Origin of the sequence: Nonomuraea sp. NPDC001831 (assembly GCF_042892035.1) — a bacterium.
Classification (GTDB): Bacteria; Actinomycetota; Actinomycetes; order Streptosporangiales; family Streptosporangiaceae; genus Nonomuraea.
The window spans coordinates 26,049-46,374 of sequence record NZ_JBIATU010000007.1 but is presented as its reverse complement, the minus strand read 5'-3'; the positions used below and the strand labels follow the sequence as shown (position 1 = coordinate 46,374).

Below are 20,326 nucleotides of genomic sequence, written 5' to 3'. Positions count from 1 at the left end.
CCCGCTGTTCCCGCGAGGCTCGCGCCTGCGCGGGAAGCGGGTCAACCGGCGTCGACGATCTCCTTCGGCACCGGCTTGTCGGCCTTCAGCGCGTCGAAGAGGGCCAGCGCCTTGAGGCGGTCCCACTTGACCGCCGCACCGCCGCCGGCGACGATCTCGTTCCCGCCGAACGGCACCACGGTCGTGACCGGGCTGTCGCCCATCGCCAGCCCCAGCGAGAGCATGTCGAACGCGCCCGTGCTGGAGTCGACCTCGACCGCGTCCGTGGCGCTCATGGCCAGCGGGATCGAGGTGAACGGGTTGATCAGCACGCCCGGGCTGGCGGCCTTCTTCACCACCGCGCCGAGGAACTGCCGCTGCCGCTTGGTGCGCTCGAAGTCCGGCAGCGCGCCGCCCTTGCGGGTGCGTACGTAGCCGAGGGCCTGGGCGCCGTTGAGCACCTGCTTGCCCTTCTTGAGCTTGAGCCCGGCCTTGGGGTCGTCGACGTCGGCCCGGACGTTGATCTCGACGCCGCCGATCGCGTCCACGATGTCCACGAAGCCGGCGAAGCCGATCTCCATGTAGTTGTCGACGTGCACGCCGGTGACCGTCTCGACCGTGCGGACCAGCAGCTTCGGCCCGCCGGACGCGTACGCCGCGTTGAGCTTGTCGCGCCCGCGCCCCGGAATGGTCACCGCCGAGTCGCGCGGAAGGCTGACCAGGGTGGGCTTGTCGCCGTTGTCGGAGATGTGCAGCAGCATCATCGAGTCGGTGCGCTGCCCGACCGCGCGCCCGGTGGCCAGCTTCTTGCGCTCGGCCGCGGTCAGGCCCTTGCGGCTGTCGGAGCCGACCAGCAGCCAGTTGGTGCCGGGTGTGTCGGCGGGCCGGCCCTCGTATTCGTCGAGCACCCCGTCGATGCCCGCCAGCCGGGAGTCGATCCAGAAGAACAGGCCCACGGCCGCCACCAGGAGCAGCGCGACCAGGCCCGCGACGATCTTCAGGACGGTCCGGCCGCGCACCCGCGGCCCCCTGGGCCCGCGCGGCTCCTTCGGCGCGGGCTCGCCCGCCGCCCTGAGCGGTTTGACCGGGCCGTTCCCGGCGCGCTCGCGTCCGTAGACCTTGCCCGACCGGGAAGGCGGCGGAGGCGGCGGCGACTGCTGGTCGTCGGAGTAGGCGGGCAGCTTGGACGTGGCCGCGTTCGGCACGCCCGGCGGGACCCGGTGGGCGGGTGCGCCGCCGGAGCGCGGCCCGTCGCCGGGCCTCGGCGGCAGCGGGCGGCCGTCGCCCGGCGAGCGCATGGCCCGCGTACGGTCGTCCTCAGACACTTCGCCTTCTTCCCTTCGGTATGCCATAGACGCTACGTCCAACCCCCTGGCAGTGAAGACATCTCACCAAGTTTCTTCCACGGACAAGTACACACAACTGGCGGAGAGTCACTGCGGAAACATAGACGCGGACTGCGTCGTTAGCGTTATGGACGACCTCTATCGAAGGGATGATCGTGTCCGCTCCGGACTCGTGGAGTCTTGGCCCGTGCCTCGGCACGGGTTTCTCTGAGGGCTCACTCAGGTGAGCGCCTATCTCGGCCTGCTGGCCCTTTTCCTGCTCACCGCCGCCACCGGGTACTTCGTCGCCCAGGAGTTCGCCTTCGTCGCCGCCGACCGGGGCCTCCTGCGCGAGCAGGCCGCGGCCGGTGACACCCAGGCCGAAAAGGCACTGCAGGTGACCTCCCGGCTCTCGTTCATGCTCTCGGGCGCCCAGCTCGGCATCACCGTCACGGCCCTGCTCGTCGGCTTCCTGGCCGAGCCGGCCATCTCCGTCCTGGTACGGCCCTGGCTCGACGGCACGGGCCTGCCCGACGCGGCGATCACGGGGCTGTCCGTGGCCGCCGGCGTGTTCGTGGCGACCGTGGTCCAGATGGTGCTCGGCGAGCTGGCGCCGAAGAACCTCGGCATCGCCAGGCCCGAGCCGGTGGCCAAGTTCCTGGCCGGCTCCACGCTGGTCTACCTGGCGGTCGTGGGGCCGGTGGTCAAGCTGTTCGACTCGGCCGCCACCGGGCTGCTCCGCCGCGTCGGCATCGAGCCGGTCGAGGAGGTCGAGCACGGGGCCACCCCCGAGGAGCTCTCCCGGATCATCGAGGAGTCGACCCAGGCGGGCGAGCTGCCCCCGAGGTTGTCGGAGCTGCTGGAGCGCGCCCTGGAGTTCGGCGACCACAGCGCCGAGGAGATCATGGTGCCGCGCCCCCGCGTGGTGGCGCTGCGCGACTCCCAGCCCATCTCCGAGCTGCTGGAGGTCATGCGCGAACGCGGCCACTCCCGCTACCCCGTCGTCGGCGACGACGGCGACGTGGTGGGCGTGACGGGCGTGCGCGAGCTGCTGGAGTCCGGACTGGACGAGGGCCTGGTCGCCAGCATCACCCGCCCCGCGCTGCTGGTGCCCGACTCGCTGCCGCTGCCGGCCGTCCTCGACCGGATGCGGGCGGCCAACGACGACATCGTCTGCGTCATCGACGAGTACGGCGGCCTGGCCGGTGTGCTCACCGTCGAGGACCTGGCCGAGGAGCTGGTCGGCGAGCTCGTCGACGAGAACGACCCCGAGCCGGCGGGCGCCGTCGAGCGGCCCGGCGGCGTCTGGGAGGTGCCCGGCTGGCTCAGGCTGGACGAGGTCGAGCGCGCGACCGGCGTCGCGCTGCCGGAGAGCGACGACTACGACACCCTCGCCGGCCTGGTGCTGGCCCGGCTGGGCCGGATGCCCGACCCCGGCGACGTGGTGACCGTCCCGATCGAGGGGGACGCCGACCCGTTCGCCGACGACGCGGCCGAGCACCTGGCCGAGCTGACCGTCATGTCGCTCAACCGCCGGGTGCCCGAATGGGTGCGGCTCGCGCCCGTGCAGCACGCGGAGGCGTCCCGATGACGATGATCCTGGTCAGCCTCGCGCTGCTGTTCTTCAACGCCCTGTTCGTGGCCGCCGAGTTCGCGTTCGTCTCCTCCAGGCGGCACCGTCTGGAGGAGATGGCCTCGGGCGGCAACCGCCTGGTCCGGGTCGCGGCCAAGTCGGCCGTGGGCGGCGGGCGTCAGCTCTCGCTCATGCTGGCCGGCGCGCAGCTCGGCATCACGCTGTGCACGCTGGGCCTCGGCCAGGTCACCGAGCCGGCCATCGAGCACTTCCTGGAGCCGGTCTTCGCCGCCGTCGGCGTGCCGGAGTCGCTGCGCATGCCGATCGCGCTGACGATCGCGTTGACGCTGGTGACGTTCCTGCACATGGTGGTGGGCGAGATGGCCCCCAAGTCGTGGGCGCTGACGCACCCCGAGCGGGCGGCGCTGGTTCTGACGCTGCCGTTCCGCGGGTTCACCCAGCTCATGCGCCCGCTGCTGTCGTCGCTGAACGCGCTGACCAACCTCATCCTGCGCCTGTTCGGCGTGCAGCCGCGCGACGAGCTGGCCACCACCAGGACGCCCCGGCAGCTCGCCATGCTGGTGGGCGAGTCGGGCCGGATGGGCCTGCTCGACCGGGAGGAGCACGACCTGCTCACCCGCGCGCTGCGGCTGCAGGCCGAGGGCATCGAGCGGCTGATGGTGCCGATCGACCGGGCCGTGAAGGTGCCGCCGGCCGCCGGGTCGGCCCAGATCAGGGCCAGGGCGGCGGGCAGCGGCCACCTGCGGCTGCTGGTGGGCGGCCCGGCCGGCATCGAGGGCGTCCTGCACGCCCGTGACGCCCTCCTGCAGCCCACGCGTACGGCCGGTGAGCTCGCCAGGCCGCTGCCGAGGTTGGCGTGCGTCACGCAGGTCCCCGAGGCCGTGACGGCCCTTCAGGAGGCCCGCGCGCACCTGGCGCTGGTCACCGGCCAGGGCGGCGCGGTCATCGGCATGGTGAGCCTCACGGACCTCCTGGGCGAGCTCCTGGACACCAAGGCCGCCTCGCGCGCCTACTCCCCGGCGGCGAACCCGTCGAGGTAGGCGGCGTGCTGCGCCCGCTCGGCCTCGACGAGCGGGTGCGGCTCGGCGTAGACGTGTTCGAAGATCGCCGAAGGGGCGGGGTCGGGCAGTTCGAGCAGCCGCCTGCGCAGCTCGGCCCCGACCTTGGCGGCGTCGGCCTCGACCGCGCGGAAGAAGTCGTCGCCGGTGCCGGCCGCGGTCAGGTACGCCCTGACCCGCTCGATGGGGTCGCGCCGCCGCCACGCCTCGACGTCGTCCTTGGCCCGGTAGCGGGTGGGGTCGTCGGAGGTGGTGTGCGCCCCCATCCGGTACGTGAACGCCTCGACGAGCGTGGGCCCCTGCCCCGACCGGGCGTCGGCCAGCGCCTTGCGCGTGACCGCGAGACAGGCCAGCACGTCGTTCCCGTCGACCCGGACGCCGGGGAACCCGAAGCCCTCGGCCCGGCGGTACAGCGGGATCCGCGACTGGCGTTCCTGGGGCTCGGAGATCGCCCACTGGTTGTTCTGGCAGAAGAACACGATCGGCGCGTGACAGGCGCCGGCGAAGACGAACGCCTCGTTCACGTCGCCCTGGGAGGTGGCGCCGTCGCCGAAGTAGACGATGGTCGCCCCGGCCTTGTCGGTGCCGATGACGCCGTCGCGCTGCATGCCCATCGCGTAACCGGTGGCGTGCAGCGCCTGCGTCCCGATGACGATCGTGTACAGGAAGAAGTTGTGCCGGGACGGGTCCCAGCCGCCGTGGTTGACGCCGCGCCACATGGCGACCACGTCGAGGGGGTCCATTCCCCGGCAGTAGGCGACCCCGTGCTCCCGGTAGGAGGGGAAGACGGCGTCCAGATCGCCGACGGCGCGCCCGGAGCCGACCTGGGCGGCCTCCTGCCCGAGCAGGGACGTCCACAGCCCCAGCTCCCCCTGCCGCGCGAGCGCGACCGCCTCGGAGTCGATCTGCCGGACGGTCACGAGATCCCGATAGAGGTCCCGGATCTCGTCATCCGAGACGTCCAGCGGATATTCCGGATGCTCCACGCGCTCACCTGAGGGCGTGAGCAGCTGAACCATCGAGTCATCCATGTGCGGCAACCCCCTGAACAGAAACCCAGCGGCCACAGTTTGCCGTAGCCCTCAGGATCACCCGAACTCGCCCACCACACCAATGTGACCTAAATCACGCAAGCCACCGGAAAGTTCCCTGCAAGCCGCCTGACCTAAAGTCCAAGAGCCACGTCACAAGAAAGAAATCCCAGGACCCTTGCGCAGCAAGACCCGGTACGAAACCGTGGGCCAGACCCAGAAAGCAGGGGCCAGGCCCAGGAGACGAGCAACCCTCATGGACGGGGGTCCGGGGGAGAATCCCCCGGACGCTTGTCCCCCTGGGGGTCCGGGGGTTATCCCCCGGGCAGATATGACGAGGGGACCCGAGGAAGCCGACCTGTAAGGCCGGCGACCAAGGATCCCCTAGTCACCGAGTGGGCGAGGAGGGATTTGAACCCTCACGTCCTTTCGGACACACGGACCTGAACCGTGCGCGTCTGCCGTTCCGCCACCCGCCCGTTTGTGGGTGCGGAGAAACAGTAGCACGGAACAGCCACTGGTACTGAACCCGGATACGATCGCAGAAGACACGGAAGCGGAGGAGCTGGGCGCGACTGGCAACGAGCGTCACGACGCCGCCACGTGGGACGAGCGGAAACCGGGCGCCGGAAGCGTCTGGGGCCGCGATCATATGCAGGGAAGAAGGGAGGTACCCGGTGGGAGTCCTTCAGCGCTTCGAGCGAAGGCTCGAAGGCTTGGTTGAGGGGGCCTTTGCGCGGGCGTTCAAATCTGACCTTCAGCCGGTCGAGGTCGCCAGCGCGGTTCAACGGGAGATGGACGAGCGGGCGGCGATCGTCGCACAGGGCCGGACGCTCGTGCCCAACGACTTCGTGGTGGAGCTGTCCACGACCGACAGCGAACGGCTTGAGGTCTACGCCGACAGCATCAGCCACGAGCTGGCCAACCTCGCCAGGGAGTACGCCAAGGAACAGGGCTACTCCTTCGTGGGACCGGTCCGGGTGCGCTTCGAGACCGCCGGAGACCTGGCTGTGGGCCTGTTCCGCATCCGGTCCGGCGTCATCCGCGGCGCGACGGTCGAGCAGGACGAGATCCGCCAGCCGGCGAGCGACCTGCCCCCGTCCAGGCCCGGGGCCTTCAACGGGCGGCCCAGGCTGCTCGTCTCCACCCAGGACGACCCGCAGGGCGACCGCTCCTACGAGCTCACCACGCCGGTGACCTTGCTGGGCAGGGGCACCGACTGCGATCTTCGTCTTGTCGATCCGGGAGTGTCGCGGCACCATGCGGAGCTGCGCGTCGAGGGGCAGCTCGTGGCCCTCGTCGATCTCGGTTCGACGAACGGTACCTTCGTCAACGGCCAGCCGGTACGCAGAATCGAGCTCCAGAACGGCACGCGAGTGACGCTGGGACGCACGACTCTGGTGTTCCGGCGCGATTAGGGGTAGACAGACGGTCCATGTCCGAGCTCACGCTGCTGCTGATCCGGCTCGCCTTCCTGGCGGTGCTGTGGTTTTTCGTCATTGCCGCAGTCGGCGTGATCCGGACTGACTTGTTCGGTTCACGCACGGCTCCCGCGGGCCCGCGCAAAGCCGTGAAGCCCGCCAAACCGGTGGCCAAGCCCAAGAGCAAGAAGGGCGAGCCACGCCAGCTCATCGTTACCGGTGGCCCATTGCAGGGCACCACCATTAACCTCACGGAGACGCCCATCACCATTGGCCGGGCGAACGACGCCACGCTGGTAGTCAGCGACGACTACGCATCCAGCCGGCATGCCCGGCTCTTCCCTCAGGACGGTCAATGGATCGTGGAAGATCTCGGTTCGACCAACGGCACGTATCTCGACCGCTCGAAAGTCACCCGTCCGACCCCGGTGCCGCTCGGTGTTCCGATCCGCGTCGGCAAGACAGTCATTGAATTGCGCAAATGACCATCGCACTCCGCTACGCCGCCCGCTCGGACGTCGGCCTCCTCCGCGAAGGGAACGAGGACTCGGCGTACGCTAGCGGCCGCCTGCTGGCCGTCGCCGACGGCATGGGCGGGCACGCACACGGCGAGGTGGCGAGCTCTGTCGCCATCGCCGCCATGGCCTCTCTGGAAGAGGCCCAACAGGGGGGTGACCTGCTCAACGCCATCGAGGCAGCGGTGCGCGACGCCAATCGCCGGCTGCACGAGATGGTCGGGCGGGATCCCAGCCTCAAAGGCATGGGCACGACGCTCACCGCCATGCTCTGGAACGGCACCCAGGTCGCCCTGGTGCACGTGGGCGACTCGCGCGCCTACCTCCTGAGACGCGGCGAGCTCTACCAGATCACCCATGACCACACCCTGGTGCAGCAGCTCGTCGACGACGGGCGCATCACGCCCGAAGAGGCGGCCACGCACCCCCAACGATCGATCCTGCTGCGCGCGCTCGACGGCAGCGGCGAGGTCGATCCCGACCTCACCCTGCGCGAGGCGCAGGTGGGCGACCGCTACCTGCTCTGTTCCGACGGCCTGTCGGGCGTGGTGAGCGCCGAGACGCTGCACGCCACGCTGACCAACATCGACGACCCCGAAGAGGTGGTCCGCCAGCTCATCGATCTGGCGAACCGGGGCGGCGGGCCCGACAACATCACGTGCGTGCTCGCCGACGTGCTGGAGATCAGCGACGGCCAGGAAGTCCCCGTGGAGGCGGCGGTCGTCGGCGCCGCGGGGATGACCAGGCTACGAGGAGGCGCCCCGGAGACCCAGCCGGGGCGATTGAGCGCGGTGACCGCACCCCAGCCGGCGATCACCGACGGTGACGACTTCGACGAGCCGGTCGCGCAGGCGACCCGGCGGTCGGGGCGGCGCCGTCGTGTGTGGCCCGTGCTGGTCACCGTGCTCGGGGTGGGCGCCGTCGCCTTGGGCGCCGGCGGTTACCTCGGATGGCAGTGGACCCAGGACCAGTTCTTCGTCGGTGCCAGGGGCGACGAAGTGGTCATCTTCCAGGGGATCAAGCAGGAGGTGGGGCCGATCGAGTTCTTCCACGTGGAGAAGCGCACCGGCCGTCCGCTCTCCAAGCTGTCCCCGGCGGATCAGGCCCTGATCAAGAGCGGCATACCCGTCACCGACGTCAACGAAGGCGTGACGAAGATAAACGGATTGAAGTTCTCCCAGGACGACAAGGGCGACACGGGCGACACGAGCTCCACCACGGCCACGTCCCCGACTCCCTCCGCCACCAAGACGAAATCGCAATAAATGGCAGAAATGCTCGCGACCCCCGTCCCGATGCCGGCCAAACGGCGGGTGGCCCAGCTGGTCCTGCTCGCCATGGCGGTGCTGATCATCATGGGCGCCTACGCCAACGTCGGCCTGGCCGTCGACGGCAAGGTGCCGGCCGGCATGCTGGCCTACGGCCTGGGCCTCGGCGGCCTGATGCTGGCGGCCTACCTGGTGCTGGCCAAGTTCGCGCCATGGGCCGATCCGCTGATCCTGCCGCTGGTGACCCTGATCAACGGCCTCGGGCTGGTGATGATCTACCGGCTGGAGTCAGCCGACATGAAGGGCGCCTCCGCGGCCAACCAGATCATGTGGACCGGCGTCGGCGTCGTCATGTTCTCGATCACGCTGATCGTGCTGCGCGACCACCGCATGCTCCAACGCCTCACGTACACGGCGGGCGCGGTGGGCCTGGTGCTGCTGGCGATCCCGGCGCTGCTGCCCGGCTCGCTCAGCGAGGTCCAGGGCGCCAAGATCTGGATCCGCGTCGGCGGCTTCTCCATCCAGCCGGGCGAGTTCGCCAAGCTGGCGCTGGTGGTCTTCTTCGCCGGTTACCTGGTGGCCAAGCGCGACGTGCTGGCGCTGGCCGGGCGGCGGCTGCTCTTCATCGACCTGCCGCGTGCCCGCGACCTCGGCCCGGTCCTGGTCACCTGGGGCCTCAGCCTGCTGGTGCTGGTCTTCGAGAAGGACCTCGGCACCTCGCTGCTGCTGTTCGGCACGTTCATCGCGATGCTCTACATCGCCACCCAGCGCACCTCGTGGGTGCTCATCGGCATCCTGCTGTTCGTCGGCGGCGCCTTCCTCGCCGGGCAGGTCTTCGACCACGTCGGCGCGCGTTTCGACGCCTGGCTCGACCCGAGCGACCCGGTCAACTTCGGCACCGCCCCCATCTGCCTGGAGGACCCGCCGGGCGACCCGATGTGCAGCAAGAGCTACCAGATCATGCAGGGGCTGTTCGGCTTCGGCGCGGGCGGCATCCTCGGCACCGGGCTCGGCCAGGGCCACCCCGATCTGATCCCGCTGAGCTTCTCCGACTTCATCTTCGCCGCGACCGGCGAGGAGCTCGGGCTGACCGGCCTGATGGCGCTGCTCATGCTCTACGCGCTGCTGGTCGAGCGCGGCCTGCGCACCTCGCTCGTGGCCCGCGACCCGTTCTCGAAGCTGCTGGCCGGCGGCCTGTCGTTCATCCTGGCCTGGCAGGTGTTCATCATCGTCGGCGGCGTGACGAACCTCATCCCGCTGACCGGCCTGGTCACCCCGTTCATGTCGCAGGGCGGCTCGGCGCTGCTGGCTAACTGGATCCTTATCGCGCTGCTGATACGCATGTCAGACGCGGCGCGACGGCCCCCGCCCCAGGCGATCCAGAACGAAGGACTCACCCAGGTGTTCCAGCGATGAACAGCACTCTGAAGCGTGCGGCCGTGGCCTGCCTGGTCATGTTCGCGCTCCTGATGATCAACGTGAACATCCTCCAGGCGGTCCGGGCCGACGACTACCGCTCCAACCCGAGCAACCGCCGCAACTACTACGAGCGCTACGCCGTCGAGCGCGGCCGCATCACCGCCGGCGGCAAGGTGATCGCCCAGTCGGTGGAGACCGACAGCAAGAACTTCAGGTTCGTCAGGAAGTACACCGACGGGAAGCTCTACGCGCACGTCACGGGCTACTTCTCGCCCGAGAGCGCGAGCGCGATCGAGGGGGCCGAGAACAAGCTGCTCGACGGCTCCAGCGCCGACCTGCTGCTGCGGCGCAGCATCGACCTGTTCACGGGCGAGCCGACCAGGGGCGCGAACGTCGACCTCACGATCAACCCCAAGGCGCAGAAGGCGGCCTACGACGCGCTGCGCGCCAGCGGCAAGCGCGGCGCGCTGGTGGCGCTCGACCCGCGGACGGGCGGGATCCTGGCGATGGTGTCGCTGCCCACCTTCGACCCGGCCGAGCTGTCGGGCACCGACAAGGGCACGGTGTTCACCCGGTACAACCAGCTGGACAAGGACAAGAGCCAGCCGCTGCTCAACCGGGCCATCGCCCAGACGTACCCGCCGGGGTCGACGTTCAAGGTGGTGACGGCGGCGGCGTACCTGGAGGACGACTCCTCGCGCGGCGGCGACACCACGGTCGACGCGCCGCAGCGGCTGCCGCTGCCCAACACGAACATCAGCCTGCCCAACTACGGCGGCGCGGCCTGCGGCGCCGGCCAGGTGCCGCTCGTGTACGCGCTGGAGAAGTCCTGCAACACGCCGTTCGCCAAGATCGGCATGCAGCTGGGCTACGACAAGCTCAACGAGCAGACCGAGAAGTTCGGCATGGGCAAGCAGATCGGCGTGCCGATGTCGGTGGCCCAGAGCGACTTCGGCAGCAAGTACGACGACGCCGCGCTCGCGATGGCCTCGATCGGTCAGCGCGACAACCGGATGACGCCCCTGCAGATGGCCATGATCGCGGCCGGCATCGCCAACGACGGCAAGGTGATGAAGCCGTACCTGGTGAACAAGATCACCGACTCCAAGAACGACGTCATGGAGGAGGCCAAGCCCGAGGAGCTGACCGAGGCGGTCAGTTCCGAGACGGCGGCCAAGCTGCGCGACATGATGGTCAGCGTGGTCAAGAACGGCACGGCCAACCTCGCGCAGGTGCCGGGCGTCCAGGTGGGTGGCAAGACCGGCACCGCGGAGACCGCCGACGGCGCGCCGCCGCACGCCTGGTTCATCTCCTTCGCGCCCGCCGAGGACCCGAAGGTGGCGCTGGCGGTCATCGTCGAGTCGGGCGCGGCCAACGTCGGCGCGGAGGCCACGGGCGGTCACACCGCCGCCCCGATCGCAAAGGCTGTGCTGGAGGCGGTGCTGAACAAGTGAGTGACGGTAACGTGCTGGGTCATGCGGCTCCGTAACCGCTACCTCCTGCTCTCCCGCATCGCCACGGGCGGTATGGGAGAGGTGTGGCGCGCCCGTGACGAGCTCCTGGGCCGCGAGGTCGCGGTCAAGATCCTGCGCAGTCACATGCACGCCGACCCCACGTTCCGCGAGCGCTTCCGCAACGAGGCGCGGCTCACCGCCGCCCTGGCCGATCCCGGGGTGGCCCAGATCTTCGACTACGGCGAGCAGAGCGACCTGGCCTATCTCGTGATGGAGCTGGTGCACGGCGAGCCGCTGTCGGCCATCCTGGGGCGCAACGGCGCGCTCGGGCCCGAGGTGGCCCTCGACGTGGTGCACCAGACCGCCAAGGCGCTGCACGCGGCCCACTCCTCCGGGATCATCCACAGGGACGTCAAGCCCGGCAACCTGCTGGTCACCCGCGAGGGCACGATCAAGGTGACCGACTTCGGCATCGCCCGCGCCCTGGAGGCGGCGCCCGTCACGCAGACCGGCACCGTCCTCGGCACGGCCCAGTACGTCAGCCCCGAGCAGGCCCAGGGTTTCCCGCTCACGCCCGCGACCGACCTGTACTCGCTGGGCGTGGTGGCCTACGAGTGCCTGGCCGGCCACACGCCGTTCCGGGCCGACAGCCAGGTGGCGATCGCGCTGCTGCACCTCAACGAGCAGCCGCCGCCGCTCGGCGCGGACGTGCCCGTCCCGGTGCGCGACCTGGTCATGACGCTGCTGTCCAAGGAGCCGGGGATGCGTCCGGCCTCGGCGCTGGAGGCGGCCGACCGGGCGTACGTGCTGCGTCAGTCGCTGGTCGAGGGCGTCGAGCAGGGCGCCGACCTGAGCATGTACACCGATCCGGCGGGTTTCCGGGTGCGCGAGCCGGCCACGGAGGACCAGCGGGCGACCGAGAGCCTCGCCCCGGCCACGACGGTCCAGAGCCCGCCCGATCCGCCGGCCCGCGGCCGCCGTGGCGCGCGGACGCTGGCGCTGGTCGCGACGGCCGGCTGCGTGGCCGCGGTGGGGCTGAGCGCGATCACGTTCGCCAACCGCGATACGACGCCGCCGCCCCTGCCGGAGATCGCCGAGCCCAGCCACTCCCCGATGCAGTCGCCCGAGCTGCTCAGGCCCACGCGGGTGAAGAAGCACACGCGCCGACCCCCTGCGCTTCCGGTGAAGTCGACGCGGCCGGTACCCTCGCGGTCGGCTACGGTAAGCAAGTCGGCTACTCCCACGAAGAAGCCGACACCGAAGCCAACCCCGACCACCCGTACCCCGACTCCCACCCCCACCACCCCAACGCCCAGCAGGACACCGACAACTCCGACACCAACCGCTTCGCCGGACCCGGGTGGCACAAACCCGCCGAAGGAGGAGACGTGATGCGCTACGGGGTCGATGATGGACACCGGCGGCCCCCCGAGCAGGCCGGTACCCAAGATGAACGGTAAGGGACAGTGCAGGAAATGACTCAGCCTCGGCTACTCGGAGGTCGTTACGAGCTCGACGGTGTCGTCGGGCGCGGCGGCATGGCCGAGGTGTATCGCGCCCGAGACATCCGGCTGGACCGCATAGTCGCGATCAAGACCCTCCGCTCCGACCTGGCGCGCGATCACACCTTCCAGGCCCGCTTCCGCCGCGAGGCGCAGTCGGCGGCCTCACTGAACCACCCCGCCGTCGTCGCGGTCTACGACACCGGCGAAGACGTCACCGACGGCACCCCGGTGCCCTACATCGTGATGGAGTACGTCGACGGCCGGACGCTGCGCGACCTGCTGCGCCAGGACCGCCGGCTGCTGCCCGAGCGGGCGGCCGAGCTGGTCGACGGCATCCTGCGCGCGCTCGACTACAGCCACCGCGGCGGCATCGTCCACCGTGACATCAAGCCGGCCAACGTGATGATCACGCGCGCCGGCGACGTCAAGGTGATGGACTTCGGCATCGCGCGCGCGATGGCCGACTCGGCCGCCACCATGACCCAGACGGCGCAGGTGATAGGGACCGCCCAGTACCTGTCGCCCGAGCAGGCCCGCGGCGAGCGCGTCGACGCCCGCAGCGACATCTACTCCACCGGCTGCGTGCTGTACGAGCTGCTCACCGGCCAGCCGCCGTTCACCGGCGACTCCCCGGTGGCGATCGCCTACCAGCACGTCCGCGAAGAGCCGATCCCGCCCTCGCAGATCGACCGCGAGATCCCGGCGTGGGCCGACGCGATCGTGCTCAAGGCCATGGCCAAGGACCCGGCCCACCGCTACCAGAACGCCGGCGAGATGCGGGCCGACATCCAGCGGGCCATGTCCGGCATGCCGGTCGACGCCCAGACGATGGCGATGACCGGGAACTTCAACCAGGGCACCCGCATGATGACCGCCACCCAGGCGGCCCAGGGCCCGGCCACGCAGCGCACCGGCGCGGTCCCGCCGTACGAGTACGGCGACGGCGACGGCACCCGCGTGGGGCGGCGCAGGGCCTCCGGCGGCGGCGGCAACGCGGTCAAGACAGCGTTGTGGATCATCATCCCGCTGCTGATCATCGGCGCCTTCGTCACGGTCGGCTACCTGGTGTTCGGCACCAAGACCACGCCCACCGACGCCTCGGTCACCATCCCGGCCCTGGCCACGCAGAAGCTGGATCCCGCGCAGAAGGCGCTCATCGCCCTGAACCTGAAGCCCGAGGTGGTGCAGGAGGCCAGCGACGAGTTCGGCAAGGGCACGGTGATCCGCACCGAGCCGGCCGAGGGCGAGAAGGTCGAGAAGGGCTCCACGGTCAAGCTGGTCGTGTCCAAGGGCAAGGAGAAGGTCGCCGTCCCCGACGGGCTCATCGGCATGAGCACCCAGGACGCGATGAAGGCCCTCGACGACGTCGGCCTGAAGGGCGTGGTCAAGACCAAGCAGTCCGCCAAGCCCCAGGGCAAGGTCTTCGAGACCAAGCCGGCGGCCGGCACCGAGATCGAGAAGGACGCCAGCGTCACCCTCTACGTGCCGTTCGAGCTGACCGAGCTGCCCGACGTGACCGGCTATACCCAGAAGGACGCCATCGCCGCGCTCAAGGGCGCCGGTTTCAAGGTGAAGGTGTCGCCGCAGGCCGACAACCAGGCCGAGGGCACGGTCATCCAGCAGAACCCGGGCGCGGGCCAGAAGCTGCCGCCGAACACGACGATCACGATCGTGGTGTCCACCGGCCCCGAGACGGCTCCGCCGCCCACCAACGAGCAGCCCACCGACGAACCGACCGACGACCAGACGGACTTCCCGTCCGACGAGCCGACCGAGGACAACCCGATCGGCGACGACGGCCTCAACGGCTGACCGAGCACCCAGGGCCGCCCTCCCCACGCGGGAAGGGCGGCCCTTCGGCGTTCCCCGAGCACGAAAGAACGCCCCCGCCGCTCGGGGGCAACGGCGGGGGCGTTCCTTTGGTAGTCGCTCTGTGCGAGCCGGGCGTTACACGATCCCGCGCAGCCAGTTCCCGAGCAGCCGGTGGCCGTGCTCGGACAGCACCGACTCCGGGTGGAACTGGATGCCCTCGATGGGCGCCCGGCGGTGGCGCAGGCCCATGATGACCCCGTCGTCGGTGCGGGCGGTCACGTCGAGGACCTCGGGGACGGTCTCCGGCAGCACGGCGAGCGAGTGGTAGCGGGTCATCGGCACCGGCGACGGCAGGCCCTCGAAGACCCCCTTGCCGTCGTGGTGCACCGCGCTGGTGCGGCCGTGGACCAGCTCGGGCGCGCGGGCCACGGTGGCGCCGAAGGCGACCGCGATGGCCTGGTGGCCGAGGCAGACGCCGAGCAGGGGCGTGCCGCGCTCGGCCGCGCGCAGCACCAGGGGCACGCTCACGCCGGCCGCCTCCGGGGTGCCCGGCCCGGGGCTGACGAGCACGCCGTCGAAGGCGTCGCCGTCGCGCACGCCCACGACGTCGCGGGGGCGCACGTCGCAGTCGGCGCCCAGCACGCGCAGGTACTGGACGATCGTGTGGACGAAGCTGTCGTGGTTGTCCACGACCAGCACGCGGGTCATCTTCTTACGGTCACCTCGTCGAGCGTCACCGCCGGCTCCAGGAGCGGGAACACGGCATACCAGAGTACGACCCCCACGACCGCGACCAGCACGGCGGCCACCAGCACCTTGCGGCGGGTGTCGCCGGGCAGTCTGCGCCAGATCCAGCCGTACATGTCAGTCCTTTCTGAGCTCGGTCTTCTTGAGCACGCCGTACACGATGAGGCGCTGGGCGGCGGAGTATTCGGGGTGGCAGGTGGAGAGGGTGATGTAGGCGCGGATGGGACGGATGTCGGGCTTGCCGGGGACGGGGGCGAGCACCTCCACCTCCGTGGGCTCCACGACGTCCTGGGACGTGACGCGGTAGGTGTAGCGGGCCTCGCGGGCGTCCACGATGATCTCGTCGCCGCGTTCGAGCTCGTCGAGCTCCTTGAACGGGGCCGCGTACGTGGTCCGGTGGCCCGAGACCACGAAGTTGCCGACCTGGCCGGGCATGGCGCTGTCTGGGTAGTGTCCCGGGCCCTTCTTCAGGTGCTCGGCGTCCACGCCCTCGACGATGGCGTACCGGTAGTCGCGGCCGAGCCTCGGGATGCTCAGCATGGCGACGGCCTTGCCGAGCTCGATGTTGTCGATGCGGCCGCGGTCGCGCTCCGCCTTCTCGGCGGCCAGCTCGCGCTGGAGCAGCAACTGCTGGCTCTTGGTGTAGGCGCCGGTGCCCCAGAGCAGGTAGGCGCAGAACAACATGAGGACCAGGCCGGCGGTGATGCTCAGCTCCCCCACGGCCCGGAAGATGGACCGCATGTCGTCAGCGTATTCATGACATCTCGCGACGTGGGGGATCGCCATGTCGTGCGCGTGGCGACTATCCTGGGGCACGCTTCAACTACGCTTAACGAAGAGCCTGTGGACGATCCGGAAGCCCAGGCCCTCAGCAGGAGTTACCCAGTGCCCAAGTCCAAGGCTCGCAAGAAGGCGGTTTACACCCCGCCGCAGAAGTCCCAGCAGGTCAAGGTCAGCCCGCGCTGGCTGGCGCCCACCATGGTGGTGTCCTGGATCATCGGCATCCTGTGGATCGCGATCTACTACGTCGCCCCGCAGGCGCCCTTCTTCAGCGACCTCCAGAACTGGAACCTGCTGATCGGGTTTGTCTTCATCATCTTCGGTGTGGTTCTTTCCACCCGCTGGCGTTAGTTCTTTCCACAGTCTTTTCCACAGCCTGGGGAAGTCAGATCGAGCTCAGGATCGCCGAGGTCCGGGCCATCACGAGCACGGCTAGCACGGCCAGCGCTCCCGCGATCGCCAGCACCTGCCACAGGGTCCGGTTGTTCTTGGGGGCGTAGGCCATCGCTCCCGCCAGCACCGAGCCGGTGATCAGGCCGCCGACGTGCCCGGTCCAGCTGATGCCGGGGAACACGAAGGTGATCACCAGGTTGATCACGATGAGCATGGCGATGCCGCGGACGTCCATGTTGAGCTTTCGGCCCACCACGAAGACGGCGCCGAAGAGGCCGAAGATGGCGCCGGACGCGCCCACGGTCGGCTGGCCGAGCGGGTCGAGCCAGAGGCTGAGCACGCTGCCGCCGACGGCGCTGACGAGGTAGAGGGCCGTGTAGCGCACGTGACCGAAGGCGCGCTCCAGATAGGGCCCGACGACGTAGAGCGCCCAGCAGTTGAACAGGATGTGGAAGACGCCGGCGTGCACGAACGCGGCGCTGACCAGCCGGTAGTAGTCGCCGAAGACCGCCACTCCGGCCGGCCACATCTGCAGCGCCCCGGTGACGGCGGGCACGAGGTACTGGGCGCCGAAGACGAGGACGTTGAGGGCCAGGATGGCCCAGGTGACGTACGGCGTGCCGACGACCTGGCCGCCGAAGGTGGAGCGGGCCTGGCGGAAACCCTGGTTGCCCTGGGCGACGCATTCGGGGCACTGGAAGCCCACGGCGGCGTCGCGCATGCAGTCGGGGCAGATGGGCCGGTCACAGCGCTGGCAGCGGACCCAGGTCTCCCTGCCGGGATGCCGGTAGCACGTGGGGACCGCCTCGGCGGGCTGCTCGGGCTGCGAGGGCGGGCTGGGCGGCTGGCTGGTCATGTCCAGAGCCTATGACGTACCGGACCCAGCTGTGTGCCGTCGATCAGGGCTGTGACATGCCTGCCCGAAGGGGGCGGGACCCGTGGGTGGCCCGCCCCCGTCAGGGACGGGCTCAGCCCTGTACGCGCTCGATGGTGACCGACTCCAGGACGACGTCCTGGACCGGACGGTCGCGCCGGTCGGTGTCGGTCTTGGCGATGGCGTCGACGACGTCCTGGCCCTCGACGACCTCACCGAAGATCGTGTGCTTGCCGTTGAGGTGCGGCGTGGGCACGACCGTGATGAAGAACTGCGAGCCGTTGGTGCCCCTGCCGCCCCGGACGCCCGCGTTGGCCATGGCCAGCAGGTAGGGCCGGTTGAAGTAGAGGTCGGGGTGGATCTCGTCGTCGAACTCGTAGCCGGGGCCGCCGATGCCCTGGCCGAGCGGGTCGCCGCCCTGGATCATGAAACCGGAGATGACCCGGTGGAAGACGGTCCCGTCGTACAGCCGGGCCGTGCTCTTCTCGCCCGACTCCGGATGCGTCCACTCGCGGGTGCCCTCGGCGAGCTCCACGAAGTTGCGGACGGTCTTCGGCGCCTGGTTCGGGAAAAGCTCGACCTTGATATCGCCGCGATTGGTCTTCAGATTTGCGATCAGCTTCTCAGCCACGAGACAGCTGCCCCCCTCTATGTACAGGGTTGTATGTGATGTTCTGCGGAATATGGCCGTTCGGCCTCCTGAGCCATCCTCCCATGGACCGCCATGATTGAGCCGCCTTGTCCAGGGAAGGTCAAGCGCGGGGCCCCAACGACAGGGGAGGTTGTCGTGTCCCTGACACTGAAGAGACGCCGCGTGGTAATAGAGGTACCCGCCACGTGGATGGGCCGCATGAAGGCCCAGGCCGTCAAGACCGGCCATCGCATGGCGCCAATGGCGGACCAGGCCAAGGTGGCCACCGCACAGCGCATCGAAGACGCCCGTTACTGGGCGGCGCCCAGGCTCGACGCCGCGGCGCACGGGTTCGAGGATCAGGTCGCCCCCAAGGTCAGCAGGATGCTGTCGGCGGCGGCCAGGAGAATCGATCCGAAACCGTCCCGGTCACGGCGGTGGCCGACGATGGTGCTGCTGACCGGTCTTGCGGTCGGCGCGATCGGCTACATGGCCTACCGCCGCAACGCCCAGCAGTGGACCGAGCACATGAAGGACTCTGCCTCCGATGCATCACGCTGGGTCGGTGAGAAGGCGGACAGGACCGCGCATTCGGCGGACCGGATGGCGTCCAACGTGCAGAACAAGACGGACCAGGCATCGCACAACATGCCCTGATCCGGACAGGAAGCGCGCCCCCGCTCTCGTGAGAGCGGGGGCGCGCTTCCGCGTTCCGGCCCGTTGACGTTTCACCAAGCGCTTGCTACAAACCCGGGCATGGCGCTGTCACCGCTCGACGATCACCCCGTGCACCAGACCGCCCAGGTCATGCGGCACGTCGCCACCTCCGACCGCAACTTCTACGACCGCTACTACTTCAACTGCCACGCCGGCACCGACGAGCTCATGCTGATCGTCGGCCTCGGCCAGTACCCCAACCTCGGCGTCACCGACGCCTTCGCCTGCGTACGGCACGGCGACCTGCACCGGGTCGTGCGGGCCTCGCGCGAGCTGGGCCCCGACCGGATGGACACCAGGATCGGCCCCTTCCGGGTCGAGGTGATCGAAGGGCTCAAGCGGCTCCGGGTGATCCTTGAGCCGACCGAGCATGGCCTGTCCTTCGAGCTCGACTGGGAGGGGACGATCCCGGCGACCCTCGAACCCCGCCATTTCCTGCGCTGGCAGGAACGGGTGATGTTCGACTCGGTGCGGCTCGCCCAGACCGGCCGCTGGTCCGGCAGCATCACCGTCGGCGACCAGGTGATCCCGGTCACCCCCGACCGCTGGCTCGGCACCAGGGACCGGTCATGGGGTGTGCGGCCGGTGGGCGAGCCCGAGCCGCCCGGCATCCAGGCCAACAACCCCGGCACGTTCTACTGGCTGTACACGCCGATGAAGTTCGACGACCACGCCATCCTGTGCATCGTCCAGGAGGACCACCGTGGCCGGCGGCTGCTGGAGGAGGCCGTACGCGTCTGGACGGACGGGCGGGAGGAGGAGTACCTCGGCCGGCCGGACTACCGCCCGGTCTACGCCCCTGGCACCCGGGACGTCGTGGACGCCGTGATCGCCTTCTCGCCGCCCGGCGGCAAGCCGTTCGAGGTGCGCTGCACGCCGGTGCTGCCGGTGCACCTCATGGCCGGCACCGGATACGGGCTGGAGCCGGAGTGGCGGCACGGCATGTACCAGGGGTCGGGAACGGTCGTGCAGGGGGTGACGTACCGGCTGCCCGACGACGCCGCCAGGATGTGGGGCCTGGTCGACGCCGTCGGCCGCTTCGAGTACGACGGGCTCGTCGGCCACGGCCTGTTCGAGTACTGGGCGCTCGGCCCGCACCCGTCGTTCCCCGGGTGAACTACTTGACGGACTCGGCGGGGGCGCAGACGATGCGGACGACCTTGCTGGGGTCGTCCAGCTTCACGGCGCCCGGGGGAAGCTCGGTCGCGGGCAGCGCCGGGAGCACCCGCGCCGCCTCGCCTTCGGGAAGGTCGGCGGGCCCGGTCTCGGCATCGGTCAGGGGCGTCGCCGGGACGGCGGGCACGGCCTCGCCTTCGGGAAGGGTGGCGCTCGGCGTGGTGGGCGCGGCCTCGGTGCCGGACCGAGGGGCGGCCGGGGCGGAGGGGGTGGTCGGGGTGGCCTCGGTGCTGGCCCGGGGGGCGAGTTCGATCACGCGGCCCTGCTCGGCCTTGAGCTCCGGCGCGCCGTCCGCCCGCTCACCCTTCTCGGCGCGCATGACGAACACCCGAGCCGCCGGGCCGTCGGCGAGCTTGAGCTCCTTGCCGTCCGCCGTCCGGCAGGACACAGCCATGGTGGTGGTGGTGGCGTCGGGGGCGGGGGTCCCGTCGGCCAGGGCGGAGCCGCCCAGGCCCGCGAGCGCGAGCACCCCCACCGTGCCGAGGACCGCGAGACGTCGCTTGAACATGCATTCTCCTCAGTGGGATCCATCCGAACGCCCCGAGCGTGCTCGCCCGCACCTGAAGCGTCCCTGAACGCGCCCTAAATGATCTTCAGGTTGGCTTTAGGTTCGCTCAGGCACTCTTT

General features: G+C 69.9%; 20 protein-coding genes and 1 tRNA gene. 12 read left to right on the top strand and 9 right to left on the bottom strand.

Going from position 1 to position 20,326, the window contains the following annotated elements; genetic code table 11:
- Nucleotides 1–41 precede the first annotated feature (41 nt).
- Nucleotides 42–1,304: an LCP family protein gene (locus ACFYYW_RS23240; protein ID WP_387651362.1), complete on the bottom strand. Its 1,263-nt coding sequence runs from the start codon at nucleotides 1,302–1,304 to the stop codon at nucleotides 42–44.
- A gap of 244 nt (nucleotides 1,305–1,548) precedes the next feature.
- Here ACFYYW_RS23240 and ACFYYW_RS23235 point away from each other — a divergent pair, with 244 nt between their 5' ends.
- Both ACFYYW_RS23235 and ACFYYW_RS23230 read left to right on the top strand, forming a co-directional pair.
- Complete coding sequence (locus ACFYYW_RS23235) at nucleotides 1,549–2,895, top strand: hemolysin family protein (protein ID WP_352318283.1); 1,347 nt, start codon at nucleotides 1,549–1,551, stop codon at nucleotides 2,893–2,895.
- Complete coding sequence (locus ACFYYW_RS23230; RefSeq protein WP_364416555.1) at nucleotides 2,892–3,938, top strand: hemolysin family protein; 1,047 nt, start codon at nucleotides 2,892–2,894, stop codon at nucleotides 3,936–3,938. The genes ACFYYW_RS23235 and ACFYYW_RS23230 overlap by 4 nt, the downstream gene beginning before the upstream one ends.
- Here the strand turns inward: ACFYYW_RS23230 and pdhA are convergent.
- Together pdhA and ACFYYW_RS23220 are read right to left on the bottom strand one after the other, a co-directional pair.
- Nucleotides 3,908–4,975, bottom strand: coding sequence for a pyruvate dehydrogenase (acetyl-transferring) E1 component subunit alpha (gene pdhA, locus ACFYYW_RS23225; protein ID WP_387651359.1), 1,068 nt, complete (start codon nucleotides 4,973–4,975; stop codon nucleotides 3,908–3,910). The genes ACFYYW_RS23230 and pdhA overlap by 31 nt on opposite strands.
- A gap of 408 nt (nucleotides 4,976–5,383) precedes the next feature.
- Nucleotides 5,384–5,466, bottom strand: a tRNA-Leu gene (locus tag ACFYYW_RS23220).
- Nucleotides 5,467–5,664: 198 nt separating this feature from the next.
- Between ACFYYW_RS23220 and ACFYYW_RS23215 the strand changes: the two genes are divergently transcribed.
- The 7 genes from ACFYYW_RS23215 (at nucleotide 5,665) to pknB (ending at nucleotide 14,381) form a co-directional block, all read left to right on the top strand.
- Nucleotides 5,665–6,405, top strand: coding sequence for a DUF3662 and FHA domain-containing protein (locus tag ACFYYW_RS23215; RefSeq protein ID WP_125640997.1), 741 nt, complete (start codon nucleotides 5,665–5,667; stop codon nucleotides 6,403–6,405).
- A gap of 17 nt (nucleotides 6,406–6,422) precedes the next feature.
- Nucleotides 6,423–6,893 carry an FHA domain-containing protein gene (locus tag ACFYYW_RS23210; RefSeq protein ID WP_357693136.1) on the top strand — a complete coding sequence of 157 codons (471 nt, stop codon included), beginning with the start codon at nucleotides 6,423–6,425 and terminating at the stop codon, nucleotides 6,891–6,893.
- Nucleotides 6,890–8,188, top strand: a complete 1,299-nt coding sequence (locus tag ACFYYW_RS23205; protein WP_352318290.1) for a Stp1/IreP family PP2C-type Ser/Thr phosphatase — start codon at nucleotides 6,890–6,892, stop codon at nucleotides 8,186–8,188. The genes ACFYYW_RS23210 and ACFYYW_RS23205 overlap by 4 nt, the downstream gene beginning before the upstream one ends.
- A complete protein-coding gene (locus tag ACFYYW_RS23200; protein ID WP_352318292.1) occupies nucleotides 8,189–9,607 on the top strand; it encodes an FtsW/RodA/SpoVE family cell cycle protein in 1,419 nt (472 codons plus the stop codon). It abuts the gene before it with no gap.
- Nucleotides 9,604–11,064 (top strand): penicillin-binding protein 2, encoded by a 1,461-nt coding sequence (locus ACFYYW_RS23195; protein ID WP_352318294.1) that lies wholly within the window; start codon nucleotides 9,604–9,606, stop codon nucleotides 11,062–11,064. Before ACFYYW_RS23200 ends, ACFYYW_RS23195 begins: the two co-directional genes overlap by 4 nt.
- Nucleotides 11,065–11,085: 21 nt before the next feature.
- Nucleotides 11,086–12,456 carry a protein kinase gene (locus tag ACFYYW_RS23190; RefSeq protein ID WP_364416557.1) on the top strand — a complete coding sequence of 457 codons (1,371 nt, stop codon included), beginning with the start codon at nucleotides 11,086–11,088 and terminating at the stop codon, nucleotides 12,454–12,456.
- Between the two features lie 83 nt (nucleotides 12,457–12,539).
- The gene (pknB, locus tag ACFYYW_RS23185) at nucleotides 12,540–14,381 is read left to right on the top strand and encodes a Stk1 family PASTA domain-containing Ser/Thr kinase (protein WP_387651353.1); all 1,842 of its coding nucleotides are present in this window, start codon (nucleotides 12,540–12,542) and stop codon (nucleotides 14,379–14,381) included.
- A 135-nt stretch (nucleotides 14,382–14,516) separates the two neighbouring features.
- Here the strand turns inward: pknB and ACFYYW_RS23180 are convergent, their stop codons facing one another.
- Genes ACFYYW_RS23180 through ACFYYW_RS23170 form a run of 3 tightly spaced genes read right to left on the bottom strand, consistent with a single transcriptional unit; the run spans nucleotide 14,517 to nucleotide 15,869 of the window.
- Nucleotides 14,517–15,089 carry a gamma-glutamyl-gamma-aminobutyrate hydrolase family protein gene (locus tag ACFYYW_RS23180; protein ID WP_352330479.1) on the bottom strand — a complete coding sequence of 191 codons (573 nt, stop codon included), beginning with the start codon at nucleotides 15,087–15,089 and terminating at the stop codon, nucleotides 14,517–14,519.
- The gene (locus tag ACFYYW_RS23175) at nucleotides 15,086–15,244 is read right to left on the bottom strand and encodes a hypothetical protein (protein WP_352330478.1); all 159 of its coding nucleotides are present in this window, start codon (nucleotides 15,242–15,244) and stop codon (nucleotides 15,086–15,088) included. The genes ACFYYW_RS23180 and ACFYYW_RS23175 overlap by 4 nt, the downstream gene beginning before the upstream one ends.
- Nucleotide 15,245: 1 nt before the next feature.
- A complete protein-coding gene (locus tag ACFYYW_RS23170; RefSeq protein WP_352330476.1) occupies nucleotides 15,246–15,869 on the bottom strand; it encodes a class E sortase in 624 nt (207 codons plus the stop codon).
- Between the two features lie 144 nt (nucleotides 15,870–16,013).
- Here ACFYYW_RS23170 and ACFYYW_RS23165 point away from each other — a divergent pair, with 144 nt between their 5' ends.
- The gene (locus tag ACFYYW_RS23165; protein WP_125640971.1) at nucleotides 16,014–16,259 is read left to right on the top strand and encodes a cell division protein CrgA; all 246 of its coding nucleotides are present in this window, start codon (nucleotides 16,014–16,016) and stop codon (nucleotides 16,257–16,259) included.
- A gap of 34 nt (nucleotides 16,260–16,293) precedes the next feature.
- Here ACFYYW_RS23165 and ACFYYW_RS23160 read toward each other — a convergent pair whose 3' ends face one another.
- Entirely contained in the window at nucleotides 16,294–17,157 is an 864-nt protein-coding gene (locus ACFYYW_RS23160) for a rhomboid family intramembrane serine protease (RefSeq protein ID WP_352330474.1), read from the bottom strand.
- Between the two features lie 112 nt (nucleotides 17,158–17,269).
- Complete coding sequence (locus tag ACFYYW_RS23155; RefSeq protein ID WP_387651348.1) at nucleotides 17,270–17,806, bottom strand: peptidylprolyl isomerase; 537 nt, start codon at nucleotides 17,804–17,806, stop codon at nucleotides 17,270–17,272.
- A gap of 219 nt (nucleotides 17,807–18,025) precedes the next feature.
- Between ACFYYW_RS23155 and ACFYYW_RS23150 the strand changes: the two genes are divergently transcribed.
- Nucleotides 18,026–18,463: a hypothetical protein gene (locus ACFYYW_RS23150; protein ID WP_352330470.1), complete on the top strand. Its 438-nt coding sequence runs from the start codon at nucleotides 18,026–18,028 to the stop codon at nucleotides 18,461–18,463.
- A gap of 99 nt (nucleotides 18,464–18,562) precedes the next feature.
- Nucleotides 18,563–19,639, top strand: coding sequence for a hypothetical protein (locus ACFYYW_RS23145; protein WP_387651346.1), 1,077 nt, complete (start codon nucleotides 18,563–18,565; stop codon nucleotides 19,637–19,639).
- A gap of 1 nt (nucleotide 19,640) precedes the next feature.
- On the opposite strand, the gene ACFYYW_RS23140 is transcribed toward ACFYYW_RS23145, so the two are convergent.
- Entirely contained in the window at nucleotides 19,641–20,207 is a 567-nt protein-coding gene (locus tag ACFYYW_RS23140; RefSeq protein ID WP_387651344.1) for a hypothetical protein, read from the bottom strand.
- Nucleotides 20,208–20,326 lie beyond the last annotated feature (119 nt).